Consider the following 22,255-nt stretch of genomic DNA (forward strand, 5'->3'; position numbering starts at 1 on the left):
AGATTATGTATTGTATATTTGTGCACTTATAATATGTAATATAGGAAAACTAAAGGGGTTGGAATTATGAAAGCCTCATGGATAGCTTGGTGGGCGGTAAATGCTTTTTGGTTAATTATATTTTTTATAGGAAGTATTTTTATTTGGACAAGAGAAGTTGATGGGTCTGGTGCAATTCAAACCTTTGATACAAAATTAGTAGCATTTCTAGTTTTGTTAGGTGCTTTTTTGTTTCCGTTATTTATACAAATTACGTGGCTTATTATTAACATTGTAGTTATTTTAATTAATAAAAAAACTTTAAAATGAATATTAAGTTGTTCATGCATGATCAGTTTGTCAATATTTATAATGAAAATCCTGCTAACCATAACTTTTTCATTATATAAATCATTTTTACTTTCTGATTTTAAGCTTTCTGGTAAGAAAAGGTTTTGTGGAAAAAAGTGAGTCATAGCTAATGTTAAACCACAATTTGATAATTTTACGTGTTTTTGGTACTTATTACGAACAATTAAAATAACAAATGGTCTTAGTTTGATGGAGGGCTAAAATTTTTGATGTTTCAGCGCTTTTAAGGATATCTCATACATACTAAAAAGGCCATTTGTATCGTTTATAATTGAATTTTTGACGAAAAGATATAGAAGATGAGAAAATAGAAAAGTATATTAAACAACAAAGTCGGAAGCTGTTACAAACTTATGACATATTAACTTGAATTCAATTCTAAAAAACTATACACTTATTAATGACATTATTTTTACAATTGATATACTGTAAAATTTCGAGGGTATACAGTATATACAAATCATTAGATTATATTATGAAAGAATAGGTGAATACAAATGGCAGAAAGCAAAAAAGTACTCGTTTTAGGTGCTGGTTATGCTGGCTTACAAACTGTGGCTAAACTTCAAAAGCAATTATCTGAACAAGATGCACAAATCACATTAATCAACAAAAATGACTACCACTATGAGTCAACTTGGTTACATGAAGCTTCAGCTGGTACGATTAGCTATGAAGATGCATTATATCCAGTTCAAAGCGTGTTGAAAAAACATGTTGATTTTGTGTGCGCTGAAGTGACTAAGATTGATCGCAATGCAAAAAAAGTTGAAACAACACATGGTATTTTTGAATATGATATTTTAGTCGTAGCATTAGGTTTTGAATCAGAAACTTTTGGCATTTCTGGTATGAAAGAACATGCTTTCCAAATCGAAAACGTGCATACGTCACGTCAAATTTCTCGCCATATTGAAGACCAATTTGCGAATTATGCCGCTTCAAAAACAAAAGACGATAAAGATTTAGCTATCCTTGTTGGAGGCGCTGGCTTTACAGGTATCGAATTTTTAGGTGAATTAACTGATCGTATTCCAGAATTAGCGAATAAATATGGTGTAGATCCAAGTAAAGTTAAAATGACTTGTGTTGAAGCCGCACCAAAAATGTTACCAATGTTCTCTGATGATCTTGTGAGCTATGCTGTGAGCTACTTAGAAGAACGTGGCGTTGAATTTAAAGTTGGTACACCGATTGTAGCAGCGAATGAAAAAGGATTCGTTGTAAAAGTAAACGATGAAGAACAACAACTTGAAGCGAATACAGTTGTATGGGCTGCAGGTGTAAGAGGTAGCCATTTAATGGAAAAATCATTCGAAGGTGTAAAACGTGGTCGCATCGTAACAAAACAAGATTTAACAATCGAAGGTTACGACGATATCTTTGTTATTGGTGATGTCTCTGCATTTATTCCTGAAGGCGAAGAACGTCCATTACCAACAACAGCACAACTTGCAATGCAACAAGGTGAAAAAACAGCAACAAACGTTGCTAAAATATTGAAAGGTGAATCTACTGAGCCATTTGTATACCATGATCGTGGTACAGTATGTTCATTAGGTCATCGTGACGGTGTAGGTGTTGTATTTGGTCGCGAAATCACTGGTAAAAAAGCTGCATTCTTAAAACGTGTGATTGATACACGTGCTATTTTCAAATTAGGTGGTATCGGTTTAGCATACAAAAAAGGTAAATTTTAATAGATTGAGTTGAAATCAAACTGTTTAAATGCTAAAACAAACACAACTTACCTGTCTCTTTCATGGTATCAGTGGCTCATAGATATTTTTTCATCAGTCAGATTAAGTGATGCGCTAAGTTGCTGAGTTGTCATAAGCTTATCATCACCGGTAACGACACAATTATATTTAGAATAATGACAATGAATATATTGTTTGATGAAGCATAAAAAAGTATATGCAAATGAGAGCAGAAGTCCTTTGCCTATACAAAGACTAAAATAGTCAGCCACATGGGGGCGGGAGTTAGGAATCTTAATCAATGATAGGATTTCTTTTCCGCCCCCCTATTTACATACTTGAAAGGAGTGAATGTAGTGGGAACACAAAATACAGCGCATGCGACAGTTATTGTTGCAGGAATCCCAGAACATTTAAATCAATATTTTGATGAAGTAAAGCAAGAACAATCACTTTTTGATGCATTAAGTGATTTGAAAGCGAGTCATATTATCAGTTCTCAACGCGGTGAGGTTGCTTCAACTGCGGTATCGATTGATAATGAAGTACGCCATTTGATTACTGTTGGGTTAGGGAATATCAATCAAATGGAAGAAAAAGATTATTTAAAAATTTGGGGTAATTTATTCCAATACTTACAAAAGAAATCTATCTCTAAAATAGAGCTTAAAGCGAATACGTTTTTAGCAAAATCTTTAGAACCTAGTACCGTTTTTAATTTAATGGGAGTACAAAGCGAGCAATCAATTTATCAATTTGATGATTATAAATCTGATAAGAAACCCGCTTTCCGTATAAAAATGACATCGACTGATCAGTATTTGCAAGATGAAAAGAAAGCGATTGAAGCGGGTCAAAAATTAGGACGTGCCATTAATAAAGCGCGCGATTTAGGTAATATTCCGCCTAATATTATGACACCTCAATACTTAGCTGAAACAGTGGAACAATACTTTAAAGATTCGGCTGTTAAAGTCGACATTAAAGATGAGCAAGCTATTCAACAAGAAGGATTTGGTTTAGTTCATGCTGTCGGTAAAGGTTCAATTAATCCACCTAGAGTCATCACTTTAGAATATTATGGTGACCCTGACAATTCAGATCAAGTGGTCGCACTAGTCGGTAAAGGGATTACTTATGATTCAGGTGGTTATACCATTAAGACACGTACAACAATGCCGACGATGAAGTTTGACATGTGTGGTGCAGCAAATGTCATTGGTATGATTGAAGCGGCAAAAGAGCTTAAACTAAAAGTCAATATCGTCGCAGTCGTTGCAGCTGCAGAAAATATGGTAGCGAACAATGCAATGAAACCAGATGATGTATTTACTGCATTAAGTGGAGAAACGGTTGAAATTCCAAACACAGACGCAGAAGGGCGACTTGTTTTAGCGGATGCGACATTCTTTGTGAATCAATACCAACCACAAATCATTTTAGATTTTGCGACTTTAACAGGTGCAGCGATTGCAGCACTAGGTGAAGATAAAGCTGCAGTATTTAAAAAGAATGTTGATCCTAAAGCATTAGAAGAAGTACTTCAATCAGCACAACGATATGAAGAGCTTGTTTTTGAACTGCCTATTACTGAAACTGAACGTAAAAAGTTAAAATCTTCAGATGTTGCTGACTTAACGAACCATGTGAATTCACCAGGTGGCGCCTTATTTGCAGCTGCTTTTGTGACACACTTTAGTGGTGAAACACCACACTTACACTTCGATATTGCAGGGCCTGCGACAACCGAAAAAGCATCACATAGAGGACCTAAAGGACCAACAGGTTACATGATTCCAACTGTTGTGGATTGGTTAAAAACGAAATACGGAACAATTGATAGTGAATAAATCTAAGTAAAGATTATTGAGGAAAACGATTAGGTTTGAGACATGATGACCTGATGTATATTGGTACGTTATCAAACACGAGTCATCACGTATATCTTATCCGAAAAAGCTTTAATTCACATATTAATAGACATGAGAGCGAGAAGATATCTAAATATATAAGATATCTCTTCTTGCTCTCTTTGTTGTTTGAAATATTTATCACTGCTTAATCTTATAAATGACTGAAAAAGGCTTTACTTATAGATCAGCTATATTAAGTTTTAATGGCTTTTTGATTACGTAAAAGCTTTTTAGTGCTTAGCTCAGCCTTAAATTTTATAGTCGATTGACGAAATGTATAATAACTGTTAGTATATTAAACATACACTTTAACTCGATAATGAACTAAAGGAGATTTTGGAATGAATTCTGTTTTAATTGCAGTCGTCATTATGATTATACTTTGCTTATGCCGACTAAATGTTGTCATCAGTTTGTTTATCAGTGCGCTCATAGGTGGTTTGCTTGCAGGCTTACCATTGCATCATACGATTTCTACGTTCACTGATAATATTGTAGATGGCGCAGAAGTGGCGTTAAGTTATGCATTACTTGGTGGTTTTGCTGCCCTAATTTCATATAGTGGTATTACTGACTATCTTGTAAAAAAGATTATTCAATCGATTCGTGCAGAAGAAACGAAGGTATCCCGAATTAAGATAAAAGTCTTAATTATTGTGAGTTTACTGATGCTTAGTATTATGAGTCAGAATGTCATTCCAGTACATATTGCGTTTATTCCTATTGTTATTCCGCCTTTACTCAGCTTATTTAATGAGTTGAAAATGGATCGACGTTTAATTGCAATGATTATTGGTTTTGGTCTCTGTTTCCCATACGTGTTGTTGCCATTTGGTTTTGGTCACATCTTTCATGAAATCATTCAAAAAGGTTTTGAAAAAGCGCATCATCCAATTGCTTTTAACTCGATTTGGAAAGCGATGCTTATCCCAGCGTCTGGTTATATCATTGGTTTAATTGCTGCAATGATATATTATCGTAAACCTAGAATTTATAAAGAAATTAAAACTAATCAAGCTGAAGCAACTGTAGAACTTAAGCCGTATGTGCTTGTTGTAACCATTGTCGCGATACTTGCAACGTTTACCGTTCAAACTTTGACGGATTCAATGATATTTGGAGCGTTAGCTGGTGTCCTTGTTTTCTTTGTTTCAGGACTATACTCATGGAAGAGTTTAGATGATCAATTTGTCGATGGTATTAAAATTATGGCCTATATTGGTGTGGTTATATTGACTGCTAATGGTTTTGCTGGGGTGATGAATGAAACAGGGGATATTCAAAAGTTGGTCAATAGTCTGACACTTATCGCAGGGGACAATAAATTTTTAAGTATTATTTTAATGTATATTATTGGACTTGTTGTGACGTTAGGTATCGGTTCATCTTTTGCGACGATACCGATTCTTGCAGCATTGTTTATTCCTTTCGGAGAATCTTTAGGGATGAGTACGATGGCATTGATTGCTTTAATTGGTACAGCAGGTGCATTAGGGGATTCAGGTTCACCTGCAAGTGATTCAACATTAGGACCGACAGCAGGATTAAATATAGATGGTCAGCACGACCATATCCGAGATACATGTATTCCTAACTTTGTTTTTTATAATGTGCCGTTGATTATTATGGGAACGATTGCTGCACTTATATTATAATAAACGAGAAAGGGGGACAATAAGATGACACATCTTATGGAACTACTAGAGATTAAAAAAGTGAGTGAATCACCAGGCTATGTTAAATTGTCTATGCCGGTATCCGATAAGGTAAAGCAGCCTTTCGGTTATCTACATGGTGGCGCGACAATGGCGTTAGGTGAAACGGCATGTTCAATAGGATCATTCAATTTATTAGAACCGAGTCAAGGTATCCCTGTAGGTTTAGAAATGAATACAAATCATATTAAATCTGCACGAGAAGGTATGATTTATGCTGAGGCGCGTATTTTACATGAAGGGCGATCCACGCATGTTTGGGATATTCGTATGACGAATGAAGATGACGAACTGATATCAGTAATGCGCGGAACACTCGCAATTAAACCGATTAAACGGGAGTCAGTTTAGAGGTCTAAAATTTACAAATGTGAATTACATGCAAGTTAGGTCACATTTACATTCTTGCTGTATTGAAAATATGTGTATGCACTAATTACTTAATATCAATAAAAACCCGAGATGATTTCGTGATTTTCACGAAAAATCTCGGGCTTTTTAATGTCTTTCATATCCTCAATAGATAATCAAATTGAATCAATGAGGAACTATAACTTCGTACCTTTCATGTCATCTTTAACTTCATCTAGCTTTAAACGCTTTGAAGCGGGGGTCTTGAGATTATAAGCTGATTTCAAGACTAAATGACTTGAGAGCGGACCAGTTAAAAATACGAATGCGATACCGATTAAAAGTTGAAAATTAACGTAACCTTCTTTACCGATAAAATAAATAAAAGTTCCTGTTAATAAAAGCATCGTACCTAAAGTTGCTGCTTTACCCGCTGCATGTGCGCGTGAATAAACATCGTCAAGTCTTAACATCCCAATCGCAGCCAATGCACTAAATAATGCACCAATGATGACAAGTATCAATCCTATACTAATCACGATTGTCTCTGTCATGTTCAATCACCTGACCTTTATCCATAAATTTCGCGAAAACAGCAGTGCCTAGAAAAGCGAGAATACCAATTAATAAAATCGCAACAATCATATAATGTGTATCGAGTATGATTGAAAACAGACCGACGATAGCCATTAACTGTATACCGATCGCATCTAACGCTACAACGCGATCAGGTAAAGTTGGACCCAAAATTACACGGACAAGGATGGCTAAAATCGAAAGGACGACAATAACTAATGCGATAATAATAAAAACATCAAAGTTCATTACGATTCACCCACCTCTCTCACTGCTTTTTCAAGAGAGCCTTTAATACTTGCCACTTCTTCTTCTTTTGTAGAGAAGTTTAAACAGTGAATATATAAGCGTTTCATATCATCATTTACTCCGATAACAACCGTACCTGGAGTTAATGTAATGAGATTGGAAAGTAACGCGACTTGCCATTTATGTTGTAAATCTGTCTCATAGACAAAGAAAGCAGATTCATTTTTAATGCGCGGTTGAAGAATAATACGCAATACGTCGATATTTGCTTTAATTAATTCGATTAAGAAAACAAAGACAAGTTTAATGATTTTGTATAGCGTAATGATATAAAAACGGCCGGGCAAGATTTTACGCATCAAATAAACTAATAGTAACGCAAAAAGGTAGCCTAGGACGAAAGAATTCATCGTATAACTATCTGATAAAAACAACCAAAATATTGCTAAAATCAAATTAATCACTATTTGTACTGCCATATTACTTCACCCCCAATACGCTATGAATGTATGTGTCAGGTTGATAGAACGACTTAGCTGCTTCTGCGACAATAGGGTATAATTGTCCAGCACCTAAACCGAAAGCAACAGCAATGACAACGGATAGGATGCCAACAGCGAGTAATCCACGGTGATGCAGTCTTGGATTATAGACATAGCCATAACTCTTTCCGAAGAATCCTTTTAAGAAGATATTCATCACGGAATAGAGCACGACAAGACTTGAAAGTAAGACAATGATACCTGAGGCATAAAAGCCCTCTTCAAATGCTGCACGTACGATATAGAGTTTTCCGTAAAAACCACTAAACGGCGGGATCCCGGCTAAGCTCAACGCAGCAATAAAGAAAGTCCATCCTAAAACAGGATAATGGTGGATTAATCCGCCAAAGTTTCTTAAATCAGTTGTCTTCGTAATTTTATACATAATACCGATTAAAAAGAATAATGCTGCTTTGATTAGCATATCGTGCAGTGTGTAGTAAATGGCACCGATAATGCCAGACTTGGTCATCATAGCGACACCAACGAGAATAACACCTACAGCAATCATAATATTATATAAAATAATACGTTTGGTATCTCTAAAACCGACAGCCCCCACACAACCAAAAATAATGGTTAATAGGGCTAAAGCTAACACTGTGTAATGTGAAAATGTAAGTGTATCATGGAAAAATAGACTCATTACACGTGTCAATGCGTAAACACCGACTTTTGTTAATAGGGCACCGAAAAATGCGATGATCGCAAATGGTGGTGCATAATACGCACCAGGTAACCATACATACATAGGGAAAGCGCCCGCTTTAGTAGCAAATACAAATATAAAAAGAATGAATGCAATGCTGAGTAAGCCTGGATGATCTTTACCTACAACAGATAGCTTTTGACTAATATCGGCTAAATTTAACGTTCCGACAATTGAATACAAGATACCAACTGCGATAACGAAAAATGCAGATGAAACCACGTTGACAAGAAGATACTTAACACTTTCTTGAAGTTGGATTTTTGTCCCACCAATCACCATTAAACCGTAAGAAGCCATTAAGAATACTTCAAAAAATACGAATAAGTTAAAAATATCACCTGTGATAAATGCCCCGTTGATTCCAGTGAGCATCATCATGACAGTGAAATAGTAATAATACGTTTCACGATGTAAACCAATCGATTGGTATGAGAATAGTATAATCATCATCGTGATAATTGTACTCGTTGTAACGAGTAAAGCACTATATAAGTCTAAAACAAAAACAATACTATATGGGGCTTTCCAAGAACCTAATTCTAAAATAATCGGATGACCGGCTTGCCATACATGAGTTAAATTGAGGATTGAAAAGCCTAATGTCACTAATGTCCCGATTAATGCAATATAGCGTTTAATAAAAGGGCGGAGGCCACTAAAAATTAAGAGTATCGCGGTAATAATAGGGACCACTAAAACCGCTACGAGTAAATTCTCAGTTATCATCTTCTTGTGGCACTCCTTTCATTCTTTCAACGTTATCCGTACCTAATTCTTTATAACTTCTAAAAGCTAATACTAAGAAAAAGGCTGTCACTGCAAAAGAAATAACAATTGCAGTTAAGATGAGGGCCTGCGGAATGGGATCAACATAATCTGTAACCCCTTTTTCATAAATCGGTACATTTCCGTTTTTAAGCCCACCCATTGTTAACATAAATAGGTTTGCAGCATGTGAGAGCAATGTCGTACCAATGATAATTCTAATTAAACTTTTAGAAAGAATGAGATAGACACTGATTGAAGTCAGTATGCCACAAACAATAATCAATACAATTTCCATTACTCATTCTCTCCAATCGTTAAAATTATAGTGAGTACAGTGCCTACTACTACAAACAATACACCTGTATCAAAAATAACAGCTGTATGAACATGCATAGGTTGTAACAATGGTAAAGGAATTTCGAAAGCACGATGAGTAAAAAAGTTTTTACCATATGTCCAACTTAACATTGGTGCACCGACACAAAATGTTAAGCCTAGTGCTATAAGCTTTTTAAAGTCCCATGGAAACACTTTACGTAAAGTCTTAACGTCAAATGCCACAGCAATAATAACGAGCGCACTTGAAACGAGAAGTCCTCCAATAAAGCCGCCTCCAGGTGTGTAATGTCCGGCTAAGAAAAGTGAGAAGCCAAACATCATAATCAAGAAAAAGATAATCAGTGATGAATATTGTGCAATGAGATCATTTTTCTGTCTGTTCAATCTTCTCAACCCTTTCGTATCCATTTTTGTGTTTCGCACGTAATTTAATTAATGTATAAATCCCCATACCAGCAATACCGAGCACAGAAGATTCAAATAATGTATCGGTACCACGGAAGTCTACAAGTATAACGTTGACCATGTTCTTACCTTGTGCCAAGTCATACACATGTGCTTTATAAAAAGCACTAATAGATTCAAAATGACGATTACCGTATGCAATCAAGCCAAGGATAGTGACCACAGCACCGACCCCAATAGAGATAATTGCATTACCGACTTTGTATCTCACTGACTCATTGTAGCGACTCATATTTGGTAAGTGATAGAAACAAAGTAAGAAGAGTGCTGTTGAAATCGTTTCAACTACAAATTGTGTTAATGCTAAGTCTGGTGCATTAAAGAAAATAAAGAATATCGCCATAGAATAACCGACAGCACTTAACATAATGATGCTAAAGAGTCGTGATCTAGCAAAGATAATCATGACTGCAGCAATAACAATCGTCACCACTGAAATAAACTCGTAAGGTCTAATAGGTGAGACTTTCACAAAATCAAAAGAAAATGGTAACGATACGAGTGTGATGAAAGTCAAGAGAATCATTGTTGAAAAAATAATGACTAGGTTATTACGGTTGAAGCCTGTCATATAAGTGCGTGTAATTTGAGTCGCATAATATGGTGTATAACGACCTGTTTGATCGTACCAGTGGTTTAATGTGAACCATTTAGGTATACGTCTCAACACAGGTGCCCAAGAGTTGAATGTGAGTAATAAGCCAGCGCCGACAATATAAATCACTAGCGTTGATAGAAATGCTGGTGTGAAGCCATGCCATAAGTGGAATGTGGCTTCAACTTTATCAACATTGGCAATAGATTGAACAGCGGGTTCAACTAATGGAGAAGACACAATACTTGGGAATAAACCAAACAATATCACTAATGTAGATAAAATAATTGGTGGAATATTCATCAGAATAGGTGCTTCATGTGCTTTATTAGGCAATGCATCAGGATGATGTTGTCCTAAAAAGATTTCAGAAATAAATTTGAATGAATAAACAAAAGTAAAAATACTTCCGACGACTGCCACAATTGGAATTAAAATACCAATTGTATTCAAACTAAATAGTGATGCATGTGTAACACCAATCATTGCTTCTAAAAATTGCTCTTTAGATAAGAAACCATTAAATGGTGGTACACCAGCCATACTTAAAGAAGTAATGATGGAAAGCGTAAAGGAAATAGGCATAATCGTCATTAAGCCGCCCAATTTACGCGTATCTCTCGTACCAGTTGCATGATCGACGGCACCTGTAATCATAAATAAAGCACCTTTAAAAGTTGCATGGTTGATTAAATGAAAAATCGCCGCACTGTAAGCGACAATGTACAACTTACTGTCGGCACCTTCAAAGTGATAGCTCACGGCACCCACCCCGAGCATCGCCATAATCATACCTAATTGGGAAACAGTCGAAAATGCCAAAATCCCTTTAAGATCTTGTTGCTTAGTCGCATTCAGTGATGCCCAAAATAAGGTCACTAAACCGAATAGCGTCACAGTCCATATCCAACCTTGTGACACAGCAAAAATCGGTGTTAAGCGAGCTACAAGATAAATTCCTGCTTTTACCATTGTTGCCGAGTGAAGATAAGCGCTGACTGGTGTCGGTGCTTCCATCGCATCCGGTAACCAAATATAAAATGGAAACTGTGCAGATTTAGTCATTGCACCTATAATGACAAAAATCATTGCCAATATAAAAATAGGAGATGACTGAACTTGATCGACATGCGCGATGATTTCACGAATACGCCATGTGCCTGAAGCAAGGTAAAGTAAAATAAAGCCCCCCAATAATGAAAGACCGCCAAAAACGGTAATCATCATAGACTTCATTGCACCATATAATGATCTTTCTTTATGTCTCCAGAATGAAATTAATAGGAAACTTGAAAATGATGTTAATTCCCAAAAGAAATAAAGTATGAGTAAATTGTCAGAAAGGACGACGCCTAACATCGCACTCATAAACATTAATAAATAGCAATAGAAGTTACCCAGTTGTTCAGACTGGCTTAAATAACTAATTGAATATAGTACAACAAGACTCCCTATGCCAGTAATGAGCAAACTGAATAATAAGCCAAGGCCATCGACATAAACATCAAAGTTCATTCCGATTTGTGGCATCCAAGCAACTGATCGTTCAGTAAATTGCCCGGACATTGTTGGTTTAATATATGAAAAAAAGTAAACAAACAATACTACCGGTATAGGTAATACAAACCAACCTAGATGAATTCGTTTATAGAAACGATATAAGATTGGAATGAGTATTGCGAATATTAACGGTAAAAGGACCGCAATATGTAACCAACTCATAGATTGACCTCCTTTTAAAAAAACTACGATAAGAATATTATACATGATTATGAAACTTGTGAAAAACATGGCAGACCAATGGTTGGCTTGATTTTCATATCCTTTTAAATAAGAAGAAACCCGTCTATATTAAACAAAATTTATTTTATACTGACGTGAATAATCGTTCTTTAAACGTGTTAAACAATCTAAAGATGCATGCGCATAAGCGGTATCCAATTCACTGAGTTGCGTTTCCAAGTTAGTGATTGCACGTTGTAATGTTACGGTGTAGTCTTCAACCTCTCCGTCAAAAGGTTTCAATCGACTTTGAGGTGTGTATCTTTTTTCGTACAAACTTAAAGCTTTACGCTCGTGGAAAAATACACCTTCCACTTCATTCGGATGATGAAGGTCACCTTGTTTAGGATGTTTAATAACTTGTAATACTTGAACTAAACATTGGTCTGAGCCTTCTTCAACAATTTCTACAACATAAACCCCCGTTTTGTGAGCAAATCGGTAAAGCATGATAATTCCATCCTCTCTCAAATATGTTAAAATGATACGTATATATCAGTTTATCACGAATGGAGTATGAAAATGACTAACTATCCACAATTGACAAAAGAAATACAAGAAAACGAAATTAAAGTTGTAATGCATACAAACAAAGGAGATATGACATTAAAACTATTTCCAGACATTGCACCTAAAACAGTGAAAAACTTCATTGAATTAGCACAAAAAGGCTATTACGATGGTATCACTTTCCACCGTGTCATTAATGACTTTATGATTCAAGGTGGAGACCCTACTGGAACAGGTATGGGTGGCGAAAGTATTTATGGTGGACCATTTGAAGATGAGTTCTCTATGAATGCATTTAACCTTTATGGTGCATTATCAATGGCGAATGCAGGACCAGGTACAAACGGCTCTCAATTTTTCATTGTACAAATGAAAGAACTTCCAGCTCAAATGGCGAGTCAACTTGAAGATGGCGGTTGGCCAAAAGAAATTGCTGAAGCCTATAAAGAAAAAGGAGGTACACCTTGGTTGGATCAAAAACATACTGTTTTTGGACAACTTGTTGAAGGTGAAGCGACTTTAGAAGATATCGCAAATGTAAAAGTGGGTGCACAAGACAAACCTGTTTATGACGTTGTGATTGAATCTATCGATGTTGAAGAATAATTCATGAATAGGGATCATCATGTGGTAAATAATGATTTGAATATTCGATTTTATCATTATTTAGCGGATTTAAACACTTCACAATTTGATGACCCAACAATGGTAGAAGCAGAAGTTAACGAAATGATGGTTGCAGTACATCAAATGGGTGAGGCAGAACTCGTTGCAAAAGCGTTTTGACAGATTTATTAACTTTCTTTTGTTGAAACGTTCCTGTATGATGTTTGTTTGGTGAATCGACAGCAGCAGTCAACATGAAAATAGAATGTAGTATTTCATAAAGAATAGTAAAGTCGGTAAAAATCGAAAGTGGTTTTTATCGACTTTTTCTTTGTTGAGCAAATAGTGTGTATAGAATGTGATTTAATTCAATGGCTAAAATAGTGTACTTTTTAATTTTTATGGTAAAATAATCTTAAATGACGGAAGATTCTGTCATATTCAATCAATGGAGGGATTTGTCATGCCGAAAAAGCTATTTAGTATTGATTTGAGTAAGAAAATGGATCAACAAGCACAACCTGGACACAATCGCTGGCACCCAGATATTCCAGCAGCGTTTTCAGTTGAGCCAGGTGAAGCGTTTCGTATGGAATGTTTAGACTGGACAGATGGGCAAATTTCAAATAATGATGATCCTAGTGATATTAAATATGTGAATCTTAACCGTGTTCATGTTTTAAGTGGTCCCGTTTATGTAAACAATGTCGAGCCAGGTGATTTGTTAGTCGTTGATATCTTGGATGTGGGGGCTTTCCCAGAACACGAATGGGGATTTAACGGTATTTTTGACAAGACAAATGGGGGCAGTTTTTTAGTCGATCATTATCCGAATGCACAGAAATCGATTTGGGACTTCCAAGGTATTTTTGCTTCAAGCAGACACGTACCTGGTGTTGAATTTGCAGGTGTTATTCATCCTGGTTTAATTGGTGTTGCACCTTCTCACGACATGCTAGCAGAGTGGAATAAAAGAGAACGAGCACTTGTGGATACTGACCCGAGTCGAGAGCCACCGCTTGCGAATTTACCGACTGAAGATGCGGTGGTACTTGGCACTTTAAAAGGGAAGGACTTTGATCGCATTGCTAAAGAAGGGGCGCGTACAGTACCACCACGTGAAAACGGTGGGAATTGTGATATTAAAAACTTATCGAAAGGTTCGAGAATATATTTTCCAGTATACGTTAAAGGTGCAAAATTATCAGTAGGTGACTTGCATTTTTCACAAGGAGACGGTGAAATTACATTTTGTGGCGGTATCGAGATGCCTGGGTGGATTGATTTAAGAGTGAATGTGATTAAAGGGGGCATGGAAAAGTATCAAATTAAGAAGAATCCAGCGTTTAACCCAAGCCCTGTGCTACCGAACTACTCGGACTATATAGTGTTTGAAGGCATTTCGGTCAATGAATTTTCAGGAAAGCAAACATATTTAGATGCTAATACAGCTTATCGCAACGCTTGCTTGAATGCGATCGAATTTTTAAAAGCACGTGGCTTTACAGGTGAGCAAGCATACATGTTACTCGGGTCAGCGCCCGTGCAAGGAACTGTTGGAGGCATTGTTGACGTTCCCAATGCATGCTGTACGATAGCCATACCACGAGAAATTTTTAAACCAGGCGTCTTGCCAGAGAAGGATGAATTCTAATGCCAAATTATTCCTATACATGTACGAACTGTGGTACGTTTACGATTCGGCAACACATTTCAGAGCAGCATGAAACTGCGCCATGTCCGTCGTGTCGGCAAATCGCAAAGCGAGAATTTGTCGTCTTTCAAACGTACAAAATAAATGCCAATGTTAAACAACGTATTGAAAAAGGTCAACAACCGCGTCTTGTCAAAAAAGAAGATTTGCCTAAAAAAATAACTCAATCACCACAAGTTACACGACCATGGATGGCAGGACATTAAAAATAATATGAAATAACACAAAAAAGAGACGGGAAGTCACTCCCCGTCTCTTCTATATATAAAGGTTTAAATTACATTTTAACAACGTTCGCCGCTTGTGCGCCACGTTCGCCTTCAACGATATCAAAGTCTACACTTTGACCTTCTTCTAAAGTTTTGTAACCATCTCCAACGATTGCTGAGAAGTGTACAAATACGTCGTCTCCATTTTCTCTTTCAATGAAGCCGAAACCTTTTTCTGAGTTAAACCATTTTACTGTACCGTTATTCATAAAGAATACCTCCAAGTGCTTTTGCACAAATATTTGCAATAAATTGATTGATTAAAAAAGAGGATATTCTAAAAAATACACTACAATTAAATTCAAGATCTTTTATTACGTGGTATTAACTATACACGTGGTTATCAATAAAGTAAAGCTTTTATTTTTTAAAATTTAAAAATAGAGGTTAAGAAAGCAAGTGTATCTAAGGAAAAGGCTTTAAAAATGGAAGTACATACACCACATAGATTTGAAGAGATGAGCACCTCTGTATAGCAACTAGTGGTATAAGTAGGGAATGGTTTTTATGAATCAAACCGGTAAAAAAATAGAAAACCGATATACAAGTCTCGCTTATACATCGGTTTTTGATTATTTTGATTCATATTGCATTCTTTTTTTTGACTGTTTCACCCAATAAGGCAAGCGTTCTTCTAAAGTCTGAAACCCATATTTCTCAGTTTCCTGAATTTCATCCAATACTGAATATTTTCCTTTTCTACGCTCATAATTTTTAAAGTAATCATTATCTTTAAGTGATAAATTTAGCTTTCCATTACTATCAATGGAAATGATTTTTGCTTTCACAATTTGACCAGGTGATAAAAGCTTTTTTAAATTATGCACATAATCATCCATAATTTCGGATATATGAATAAGTCCTTCAGTACTGTCAGGGGTCTCAACGAAAGCGCCGTAGGGTTGTATACCAGTCACACGCACTTTGACATGTTGTCCAACACGATACTGTCTTTTCAACATTCATAACCCCTTATTGAATTGATATTAACAGTTTAATCATAGCATACATTTTTCTAATATCCTAACTATTCGGTGCAAGACTGACTCTTTCTAGTCATTTCATACGCATCTCTGTCTTCAATAATAAAATATTGAACGATATTTGATGTGTGTTATGCCATATTCGTGAAGCTTTGTAAGAGGACTGGAGTTGTATATCGGATAGTTGCAAACGACGTTTCATCCACGCTATAATGCAAGTGAATGAAAGCGCTTAACATTTACTTAAAAACATCTCTCTGTTCATTGAAAGGTGTGTTTTTAAAGTGAGATTAAGTGATCGTTTTTTTATGAATGGTTTGGTTAAAGATTTTCTTTTACAAACAGATACTTCATATGTCATGATATATGTAAGGGCTTTCTAAAATAAACAAAGGAGGATTTTTGAATGATTCCATATCAACATGAACCATTTACAGATTTCACTAAAGAAGAAAATCGTGAGGCATATTTTCGAGCATTAGAAAAGGTGGAAAGTGAACTTGGTAATGAGTATCCATTAATCATTGGAGGAGAACGTGTTTTTACAGAAGAAAAAACACGTGTTTACAACCCTTCTAATCGCGAAGAAACAATCGGTTACGTGTCTAAAGCTTCACAAGCGCATGCAGAAAAAGCATTAGAAGCAGCAAAAGAAGCGTTCAAAACTTGGAGAACTGTAGACCCTAAAGTGCGTGCAAATATTTTATTCAGAGCTGCAGAGATTACACGTAAACGTAAACACGAATTTTCTGCATTACTTTCTAAAGAGGGCGGTAAGCCTTGGAAAGAAGCGGATGCAGATACAGCAGAAGCGATTGACTTCATGGAATACTATGGTCGACAAATGCTTGAATTAAAAGATGGCAAGCATGTTCATAGTCGTCCAGGTGAATACAATCAATTTGATTATTTACCGGTGGGTGTCAGTGTCGTGATTTCGCCATGGAATTTTGCATATGCTATTATGGCGGGGACAACTTCAGCGCCAATTGTAACAGGAAATACCGTATTGCTGAAGCCTTCATCCAATACACCTATTATCTCCTATAAATTTATGGAAGTTCTTGAAGAAGCAGGTTTACCAAAAGGGGTAGTTAACTGGATTCCTGGTTCATCAAGCGAGATTGGAGATTTCTTGATTGAAAATAAAGATGTGGGCTTGATTTCATTCACAGGTTCTAAAAATGTAGGTAAAGAAATTATTCAAAAAGCAGCTGTGATACAAGAAGGACAAAATCATATTAAACGTGTAATTGCTGAAATGGGTGGTAAAGACGCCATTGTAGTTGATAACGAAGCCGACTTACAAATTGCGACAGATGCTATTGTTTATTCTGCGTTTGGCTTCTCAGGTCAAAAATGTTCAGCATGTTCTCGTGTCATTGCACATCAAGATATTTACGATGAGCTGTTAGAACGTGTTAAAGAAGCAGCAGAAAAGATTAAAGTAGGTAATGCTGCAGAACCAGACACTTATGTTGGGCCTGTTATCGATCAAAAATCATTAGATAAAATTAAAAAATATATCGAAATTGGTAAAGAAGAAGGACGTATCGTAACAGGCGGTAATACAGATGAAGAAAAAGGTAATTTTGTTTATCCAACGATTATTGCTGATTTAGATCCTAATTCACGTATCATGCAAGAAGAAATTTTTGGACCTGTCGTTGGTTTTACAAAAGTAAAAGATTTTGATGAGGCTATTCAAGTTGCCAATGATACAGAATATGGCTTAACAGGTGGCGTCATTTCAAATAACCGTATGAAACTAGAGCAAGCACGACGTGACTTCATGGTTGGTAACTTGTACTTTAACCGTGGTTGTACAGGTGCGGTTGTCGGCTATCAACCGTTTGGCGGCTTTAAAATGTCAGGAACAGATTCTAAAGCAGGCGGACCAGATTATTTAGTCTTACACATGCAAGGTCGTTCAGTTTCAGAACATCTCTAACATTTAATTAAATAACAAGGGTATGAAATCTAAAGAGGTTCATATCAACTGTAGGGTAAATCATTAAGAAAGACGTTCAAACCTTAGATATGAAAAGGCCATGAATGACATTTATCGATTTACCCTATACTTTCATATAAAAAATTTCAGAATTGCAGAAAAGGGGGAGACGGCATGAATACAAAATCTGAAAAAATTATCGAAAAAACAAATCATTATGGTGCACACAACTATCTTCCTTTACCTATCGTGATTTCAGAAGCTGAAGGGGTTTGGGTTAAAGATCCTGAAGGTCATCGCTATATGGACATGCTAGCCGCATATTCAGCAGTGAATCAAGGACATAGACATCCTAAAATTATTCAAGCAGTAAAAGAACAAGCCGATAAAGTTACACTTGTGTCACGCGCATTTCACAGTGATAATTTAGGAGAATGGTATGAAAAAATATGCCAATTATCAGGTAAAGAAAAGGCATTACCTATGAATACCGGTGCAGAAGCAGTTGAAACCGCATTAAAAGCTGCACGACGTTGGGCTTATGAAGTCAAAGGGATTAAGCCAAATGAAGCGGAGATTATTGCGATGGAAGGGAATTTCCATGGTAGAACAATGGCGCCAGTTTCTTTATCATCAGAAAAAGAATATCAGCGCGGGTATGGCCCGCTTTTAGAAGGTTTCCAAAATGTTGAATTTGGAAATATTGCACAATTAAAAGCCGCGATCAATGAAAATACGGCAGCTGTATTAATTGAACCTATTCAAGGGGAAGCGGGTATTAATATTCCACCTGAAGGCTATTTAAAAGAAGTGAGAGCCTTATGTGATGAGCATAACGTTCTTTTTATTGCTGATGAAATTCAAGCAGGTTTAGGGCGAACTGGTAAATTGTTTGCGACAGACTGGGACAATGTTAAACCAGATATTTATATTTTAGGTAAAGCATTAGGAGGCGGTGTTTTACCAATTTCGGTTGTATTAGCTGATAGCGAAGTGCTGGATGTCTTTACACCAGGCTCACACGGTTCTACTTTTGGAGGCAATCCTTTAGCTTGTGCGGCTTCAATTGCTGCGCTAGATGTAATTATTGATGAAGACTTACCAGGTCGTTCACTAGAATTGGGAGAATACTTTAAAAAGGCATTACTTGAAATCAATCATCCAGCGATTAAAGAGGTGCGAGGACGTGGTTTATTTATAGGTATAGAACTGCATGAAAATGCACGTCCGTATTGTGAAAGACTTAAAGAAGAGGGGCTGTTATGTAAGGAAACGCATGATACAGTGATTCGATTTGCACCGCCATTAGTAATTACAAAGGAAGAATTGGACTATGCCATTGAAAAAGTGAAAAAAGTGTTTTCTGAGGGATAAAGTGACTCCTAAACATGTAGAGTGAAAAGAACTTTAAAATAAAATTGCTTGTGTTACAATACTCATGTAAACGAAAACATTATAGTAGGAAAAAGAGGCGAAATGGATCATGGCTGAAAAAAATAATTTAGTGACGTCAACGCAAGGTATCATAAAAGAAGCAATGCACAAACTGGGTTTTGATGATGGCATGTACGAATTAATTAAAGAACCTTTACGTTTTTTAACTGTCCGTATTCCAGTAAAAATGGATGACGGTACAGTAAAAACTTTTACGGGTTATCGCGCACAACATAACGATGCTGTAGGACCTACTAAAGGGGGCGTACGCTTTCATCCTGATGTAGATGAAGAAGAAGTAAAGGCATTATCAATGTGGATGACATTGAAATGTGGCATTGTAGATTTACCATATGGTGGGGGTAAAGGTGGTATTGTCTGCGACCCACGTCAAATGAGTATTCATGAGGTAGAACGACTATCACGTGGCTATGTTCGTGCGATTTCACAAATTGTTGGACCGACAAAAGATATTCCAGCGCCAGATGTATTTACAAATTCACAAATCATGGCGTGGATGATGGACGAATACAGTCAAATGGATGCCTTTAACTCTCCAGGATTTATCACTGGGAAACCTATTGTTTTAGGGGGATCTCAAGGTCGAGATCGTTCAACAGCATTAGGTGTTGTTATCGCGATTGAAGAGGCTGCAAAACGTCGTGGTAAAACAATCAAAGATTCACGTATTGTCATTCAAGGTTTTGGTAATGCAGGTAGCTTCTTAGCGAAATTCTTGTATGATCAAGGTGCTAAAATTGTAGGTATTTCTGATGCGTATGGTGCATTACACGATCCAGAAGGTTTGGACATTGATTATTTATTAGACCGTCGTGATAGTTTTGGTACGGTGACAAACTTGTTTGAAGATACAATTTCTAATAAAGAGTTGTTTGAATTAGATTGTGATATTTTAGTGCCTGCAGCAATTGCAAATCAAATCACATCTGATAACGCGGCTGATATTAAAGCTGAAATCGTTGTAGAAGCGGCAAATGGTCCAACAACACCATCTGCAACTAAAATATTGACAGATCGTGGTGTATTACTTGTACCTGATGTATTAGCAAGTGCTGGTGGCGTGACGGTTTCTTATTTTGAGTGGGTACAAAACAATACAGGTTACTACTGGACTGAAGAAGAAGTTAACGAAAAATTACGTGAAAAATTAGTGAATGCATTCGATACGATTTATAACTTATCTCAAAATCGTAAAATTGATATGCGTTTGGCAGCCTATATTGTAGGAATTAAACGTACCGCTGAAGCTGCACGTTACCGTGGTTGGGCATAAGACTAGGCGCACCAATTCATGATTTAAAACTGGACTGAAATTCGTATTAAGCATGATATTTTCAATTTCAAAAAAGTAAATAATCATGCAGCATTCATTGTGTTGTATTTGACGTCAATAAAGTTTGAAAAAAACCCTGAACATAGAGCCGCCAATCTCTAAATGTTCAGGGGTTTTTCGGTTTCTCGTTTTTAAAAAATAAGTATAAAGTCTATAACGATGACGACAGCTTTTGTTAGAGAATCTGACTTAGCTATTTTTTGAGTGATGAAAGGCCTAACTTATGACGAAGGCTTAACTTGTTTCACGCTAGTCGATTGATTCACAGCACGATAGACATCTGGATAGTTCGTAAAGAGTCCTGTCACACCGTAATGATTTAAGCGTTGCATCGTTTGACGATCATTGACAGTGTATGGGTGGATGTAAAAACCTTTTTGACGTAAAGCTTTTGTATTTTGAGGATTTAAATCTCTATAATCAGGACCAAGACCTACTGAATAACTCCGCCATGTGTGTACATGTCGTTGATAATGATGTTTCAGTTGTCCTTTATTCAATAGTTGAATCAGCGGGACATTTGGATTGAGGCGATGTATTTTTTTCAAACTGTCTGATGAAAAAGACTGTATAACAACTTTTCCATTACGTAATTGGCATTGATGGTCTAGACCATATTCATGCAATTTTTTTAGAAGTTTTTCTTCCATACCAGGATAAACGTTAGGTGACTTTGTTTCGATATAGTAATTGGCATGGTGACCATACCGTTTAAATATTTCATCTAAAGTAGGCACCTTTTGGCCGACATATTGCGGGTTTTGTGATTTAGGATGTGCTTTATTAAACCAACTGCCTGCATCTAATTTTTTTAGCGCTTTAAGTGTATACTGATTAACGCGTCCTTTACCGTTGGTTGTTCTATTGACCGTTTCATCATGCATCGCAACAAGATGACCGTCTTTTGTCATTTGTAGGTCAATCTCAAGGTAATCAGCGCCCATTTCTTTGATGCTTTTATCGTAAGACGCAAAGGTATGTTCAGGTGCATAGCCACTCGCACCCCGATGGCCGATATTAACATGAGGTTTGTTTAAAATATTATGTAATGATGGAGACAATGGGGTTGCTTTCGCTTGATGAGGCGTCTCTTGTGGTGATGTATTCGCTTCAGCAGTATAGGAAGCTGATCCTAAAAGCATCGCTGACATTAAAGTGGTAGTGACGACATACGTCGTTAATTTTCTCATAAATACCCTCCTTACACTATGTGTATAATTCCAAGTTAAAGGAGTGGGGAAGAAAAAACAATACTTTTAATTGAAAATTTAAAAAATTTAAAAATAATTAATATCATCATTATAAAATGAAAAAGTGTAAAATTTATCTTTTTATGCTTTGTCTTAGACGTTCTTGCACCGTCTCAAACAAAATTG

The 22,255-nt window shown here is 36.4% G+C and carries 23 protein-coding genes; 12 read left to right on the forward strand and 11 right to left on the reverse strand.

Going from position 1 to position 22,255, the window contains the following annotated elements; genetic code table 11:
* The first annotated feature begins 66 nt into the window (after positions 1 to 66).
* The 5 genes from CD118_RS02010 to CD118_RS02030 all read left to right on the forward strand — a co-directional run bounded on the left by CD118_RS02010 (position 67) and on the right by CD118_RS02030 (position 6,030).
* Positions 67 to 309: a DUF3923 family protein gene (locus CD118_RS02010; RefSeq protein WP_103356172.1), complete on the forward strand. Its 243-nt coding sequence runs from the start codon at positions 67 to 69 to the stop codon at positions 307 to 309.
* A gap of 539 nt (positions 310 to 848) precedes the next feature.
* The gene (locus CD118_RS02015) at positions 849 to 2,051 is read left to right on the forward strand and encodes an NAD(P)/FAD-dependent oxidoreductase (protein WP_060830190.1); all 1,203 of its coding nucleotides are present in this window, start codon (positions 849 to 851) and stop codon (positions 2,049 to 2,051) included.
* A 356-nt stretch (positions 2,052 to 2,407) separates the two neighbouring features.
* Positions 2,408 to 3,901 carry a M17 family metallopeptidase gene (locus CD118_RS02020; RefSeq protein WP_082704420.1) on the forward strand — a complete coding sequence of 498 codons (1,494 nt, stop codon included), beginning with the start codon at positions 2,408 to 2,410 and terminating at the stop codon, positions 3,899 to 3,901.
* 404 nt (positions 3,902 to 4,305) lie between these two features.
* Positions 4,306 to 5,619 carry a Na+/H+ antiporter family protein gene (locus tag CD118_RS02025; RefSeq protein WP_103356173.1) on the forward strand — a complete coding sequence of 438 codons (1,314 nt, stop codon included), beginning with the start codon at positions 4,306 to 4,308 and terminating at the stop codon, positions 5,617 to 5,619.
* A 24-nt stretch (positions 5,620 to 5,643) separates the two neighbouring features.
* A complete protein-coding gene (locus tag CD118_RS02030; RefSeq protein WP_050331484.1) occupies positions 5,644 to 6,030 on the forward strand; it encodes a PaaI family thioesterase in 387 nt (128 codons plus the stop codon).
* Between the two features lie 197 nt (positions 6,031 to 6,227).
* Here CD118_RS02030 and CD118_RS02035 read toward each other — a convergent pair whose 3' ends face one another.
* From CD118_RS02035 to kapB, 8 genes are all read right to left on the reverse strand, one after another.
* Positions 6,228 to 6,584, reverse strand: a complete 357-nt coding sequence (locus CD118_RS02035; protein WP_016424606.1) for a Na+/H+ antiporter subunit G1 — start codon at positions 6,582 to 6,584, stop codon at positions 6,228 to 6,230.
* A complete protein-coding gene (locus CD118_RS02040; protein WP_016424607.1) occupies positions 6,562 to 6,855 on the reverse strand; it encodes a Na(+)/H(+) antiporter subunit F1 in 294 nt (97 codons plus the stop codon). The genes CD118_RS02035 and CD118_RS02040 overlap by 23 nt, the downstream gene beginning before the upstream one ends.
* A complete protein-coding gene (locus tag CD118_RS02045; RefSeq protein WP_050331482.1) occupies positions 6,855 to 7,334 on the reverse strand; it encodes a Na+/H+ antiporter subunit E in 480 nt (159 codons plus the stop codon). Before CD118_RS02045 ends, CD118_RS02040 begins: the two co-directional genes overlap by 1 nt.
* 1 nt (position 7,335) lies before the next feature.
* Complete coding sequence (locus CD118_RS02050) at positions 7,336 to 8,835, reverse strand: Na+/H+ antiporter subunit D (RefSeq protein ID WP_050331481.1); 1,500 nt, start codon at positions 8,833 to 8,835, stop codon at positions 7,336 to 7,338.
* Positions 8,825 to 9,172 carry a Na+/H+ antiporter Mnh1 subunit C gene (gene mnhC1 / locus CD118_RS02055; protein WP_016424610.1) on the reverse strand — a complete coding sequence of 116 codons (348 nt, stop codon included), beginning with the start codon at positions 9,170 to 9,172 and terminating at the stop codon, positions 8,825 to 8,827. Before mnhC1 ends, CD118_RS02050 begins: the two co-directional genes overlap by 11 nt.
* Entirely contained in the window at positions 9,172 to 9,600 is a 429-nt protein-coding gene (locus tag CD118_RS02060; protein ID WP_037559074.1) for a Na(+)/H(+) antiporter subunit B, read from the reverse strand. The genes mnhC1 and CD118_RS02060 overlap by 1 nt, the downstream gene beginning before the upstream one ends.
* Positions 9,581 to 11,998, reverse strand: coding sequence for a Na+/H+ antiporter subunit A (locus tag CD118_RS02065; protein ID WP_060830188.1), 2,418 nt, complete (start codon positions 11,996 to 11,998; stop codon positions 9,581 to 9,583). The genes CD118_RS02060 and CD118_RS02065 overlap by 20 nt, the downstream gene beginning before the upstream one ends.
* Before the next feature lie 129 nt (positions 11,999 to 12,127).
* Positions 12,128 to 12,508: a sporulation phosphorelay system protein KapB gene (kapB, locus tag CD118_RS02070; protein WP_060830187.1), complete on the reverse strand. Its 381-nt coding sequence runs from the start codon at positions 12,506 to 12,508 to the stop codon at positions 12,128 to 12,130.
* A 72-nt stretch (positions 12,509 to 12,580) separates the two neighbouring features.
* Between kapB and CD118_RS02075 the strand changes: the two genes are divergently transcribed.
* From CD118_RS02075 to CD118_RS02090, 4 genes are all read left to right on the forward strand, one after another.
* Positions 12,581 to 13,174: a peptidylprolyl isomerase gene (locus tag CD118_RS02075; protein WP_016424614.1), complete on the forward strand. Its 594-nt coding sequence runs from the start codon at positions 12,581 to 12,583 to the stop codon at positions 13,172 to 13,174.
* A 3-nt stretch (positions 13,175 to 13,177) separates the two neighbouring features.
* Positions 13,178 to 13,354: a hypothetical protein gene (locus tag CD118_RS12170; protein ID WP_240621887.1), complete on the forward strand. Its 177-nt coding sequence runs from the start codon at positions 13,178 to 13,180 to the stop codon at positions 13,352 to 13,354.
* Between the two features lie 283 nt (positions 13,355 to 13,637).
* Positions 13,638 to 14,828 (forward strand): formamidase, encoded by a 1,191-nt coding sequence (gene fmdA, locus CD118_RS02085; protein ID WP_060830185.1) that lies wholly within the window; start codon positions 13,638 to 13,640, stop codon positions 14,826 to 14,828.
* A complete protein-coding gene (locus tag CD118_RS02090; protein ID WP_050331477.1) occupies positions 14,828 to 15,094 on the forward strand; it encodes an FmdB family zinc ribbon protein in 267 nt (88 codons plus the stop codon). Before fmdA ends, CD118_RS02090 begins: the two co-directional genes overlap by 1 nt.
* Positions 15,095 to 15,165: 71 nt before the next feature.
* Here CD118_RS02090 and CD118_RS02095 read toward each other — a convergent pair whose 3' ends face one another.
* Entirely contained in the window at positions 15,166 to 15,366 is a 201-nt protein-coding gene (locus CD118_RS02095) for a cold-shock protein (RefSeq protein ID WP_060830184.1), read from the reverse strand.
* A 363-nt stretch (positions 15,367 to 15,729) separates the two neighbouring features.
* Positions 15,730 to 16,119 (reverse strand): S1 domain-containing post-transcriptional regulator Ygs, encoded by a 390-nt coding sequence (ygs, locus tag CD118_RS02100; RefSeq protein WP_016424619.1) that lies wholly within the window; start codon positions 16,117 to 16,119, stop codon positions 15,730 to 15,732.
* Between the two features lie 427 nt (positions 16,120 to 16,546).
* Here ygs and pruA point away from each other — a divergent pair, with 427 nt between their 5' ends.
* The 3 genes from pruA (at position 16,547) to CD118_RS02115 (ending at position 20,819) form a co-directional block, all read left to right on the forward strand.
* Positions 16,547 to 18,091: an L-glutamate gamma-semialdehyde dehydrogenase gene (pruA, locus tag CD118_RS02105; protein WP_060830183.1), complete on the forward strand. Its 1,545-nt coding sequence runs from the start codon at positions 16,547 to 16,549 to the stop codon at positions 18,089 to 18,091.
* Positions 18,092 to 18,265: 174 nt separating this feature from the next.
* Positions 18,266 to 19,465, forward strand: coding sequence for an ornithine--oxo-acid transaminase (locus CD118_RS02110; RefSeq protein ID WP_050331474.1), 1,200 nt, complete (start codon positions 18,266 to 18,268; stop codon positions 19,463 to 19,465).
* 109 nt (positions 19,466 to 19,574) lie between these two features.
* Positions 19,575 to 20,819, forward strand: coding sequence for a Glu/Leu/Phe/Val family dehydrogenase (locus CD118_RS02115; protein ID WP_016424622.1), 1,245 nt, complete (start codon positions 19,575 to 19,577; stop codon positions 20,817 to 20,819).
* Positions 20,820 to 21,100: 281 nt separating this feature from the next.
* Here the strand turns inward: CD118_RS02115 and CD118_RS02120 are convergent, their stop codons facing one another.
* Complete coding sequence (locus CD118_RS02120; RefSeq protein ID WP_103356174.1) at positions 21,101 to 22,069, reverse strand: glycerophosphodiester phosphodiesterase; 969 nt, start codon at positions 22,067 to 22,069, stop codon at positions 21,101 to 21,103.
* Between the last annotated feature and the right edge of the window lie 186 nt (positions 22,070 to 22,255).

Origin of the sequence: Staphylococcus coagulans, from assembly GCF_002901995.1 — a bacterium.
Classification (GTDB): Bacteria; Bacillota; Bacilli; order Staphylococcales; family Staphylococcaceae; genus Staphylococcus; species Staphylococcus coagulans.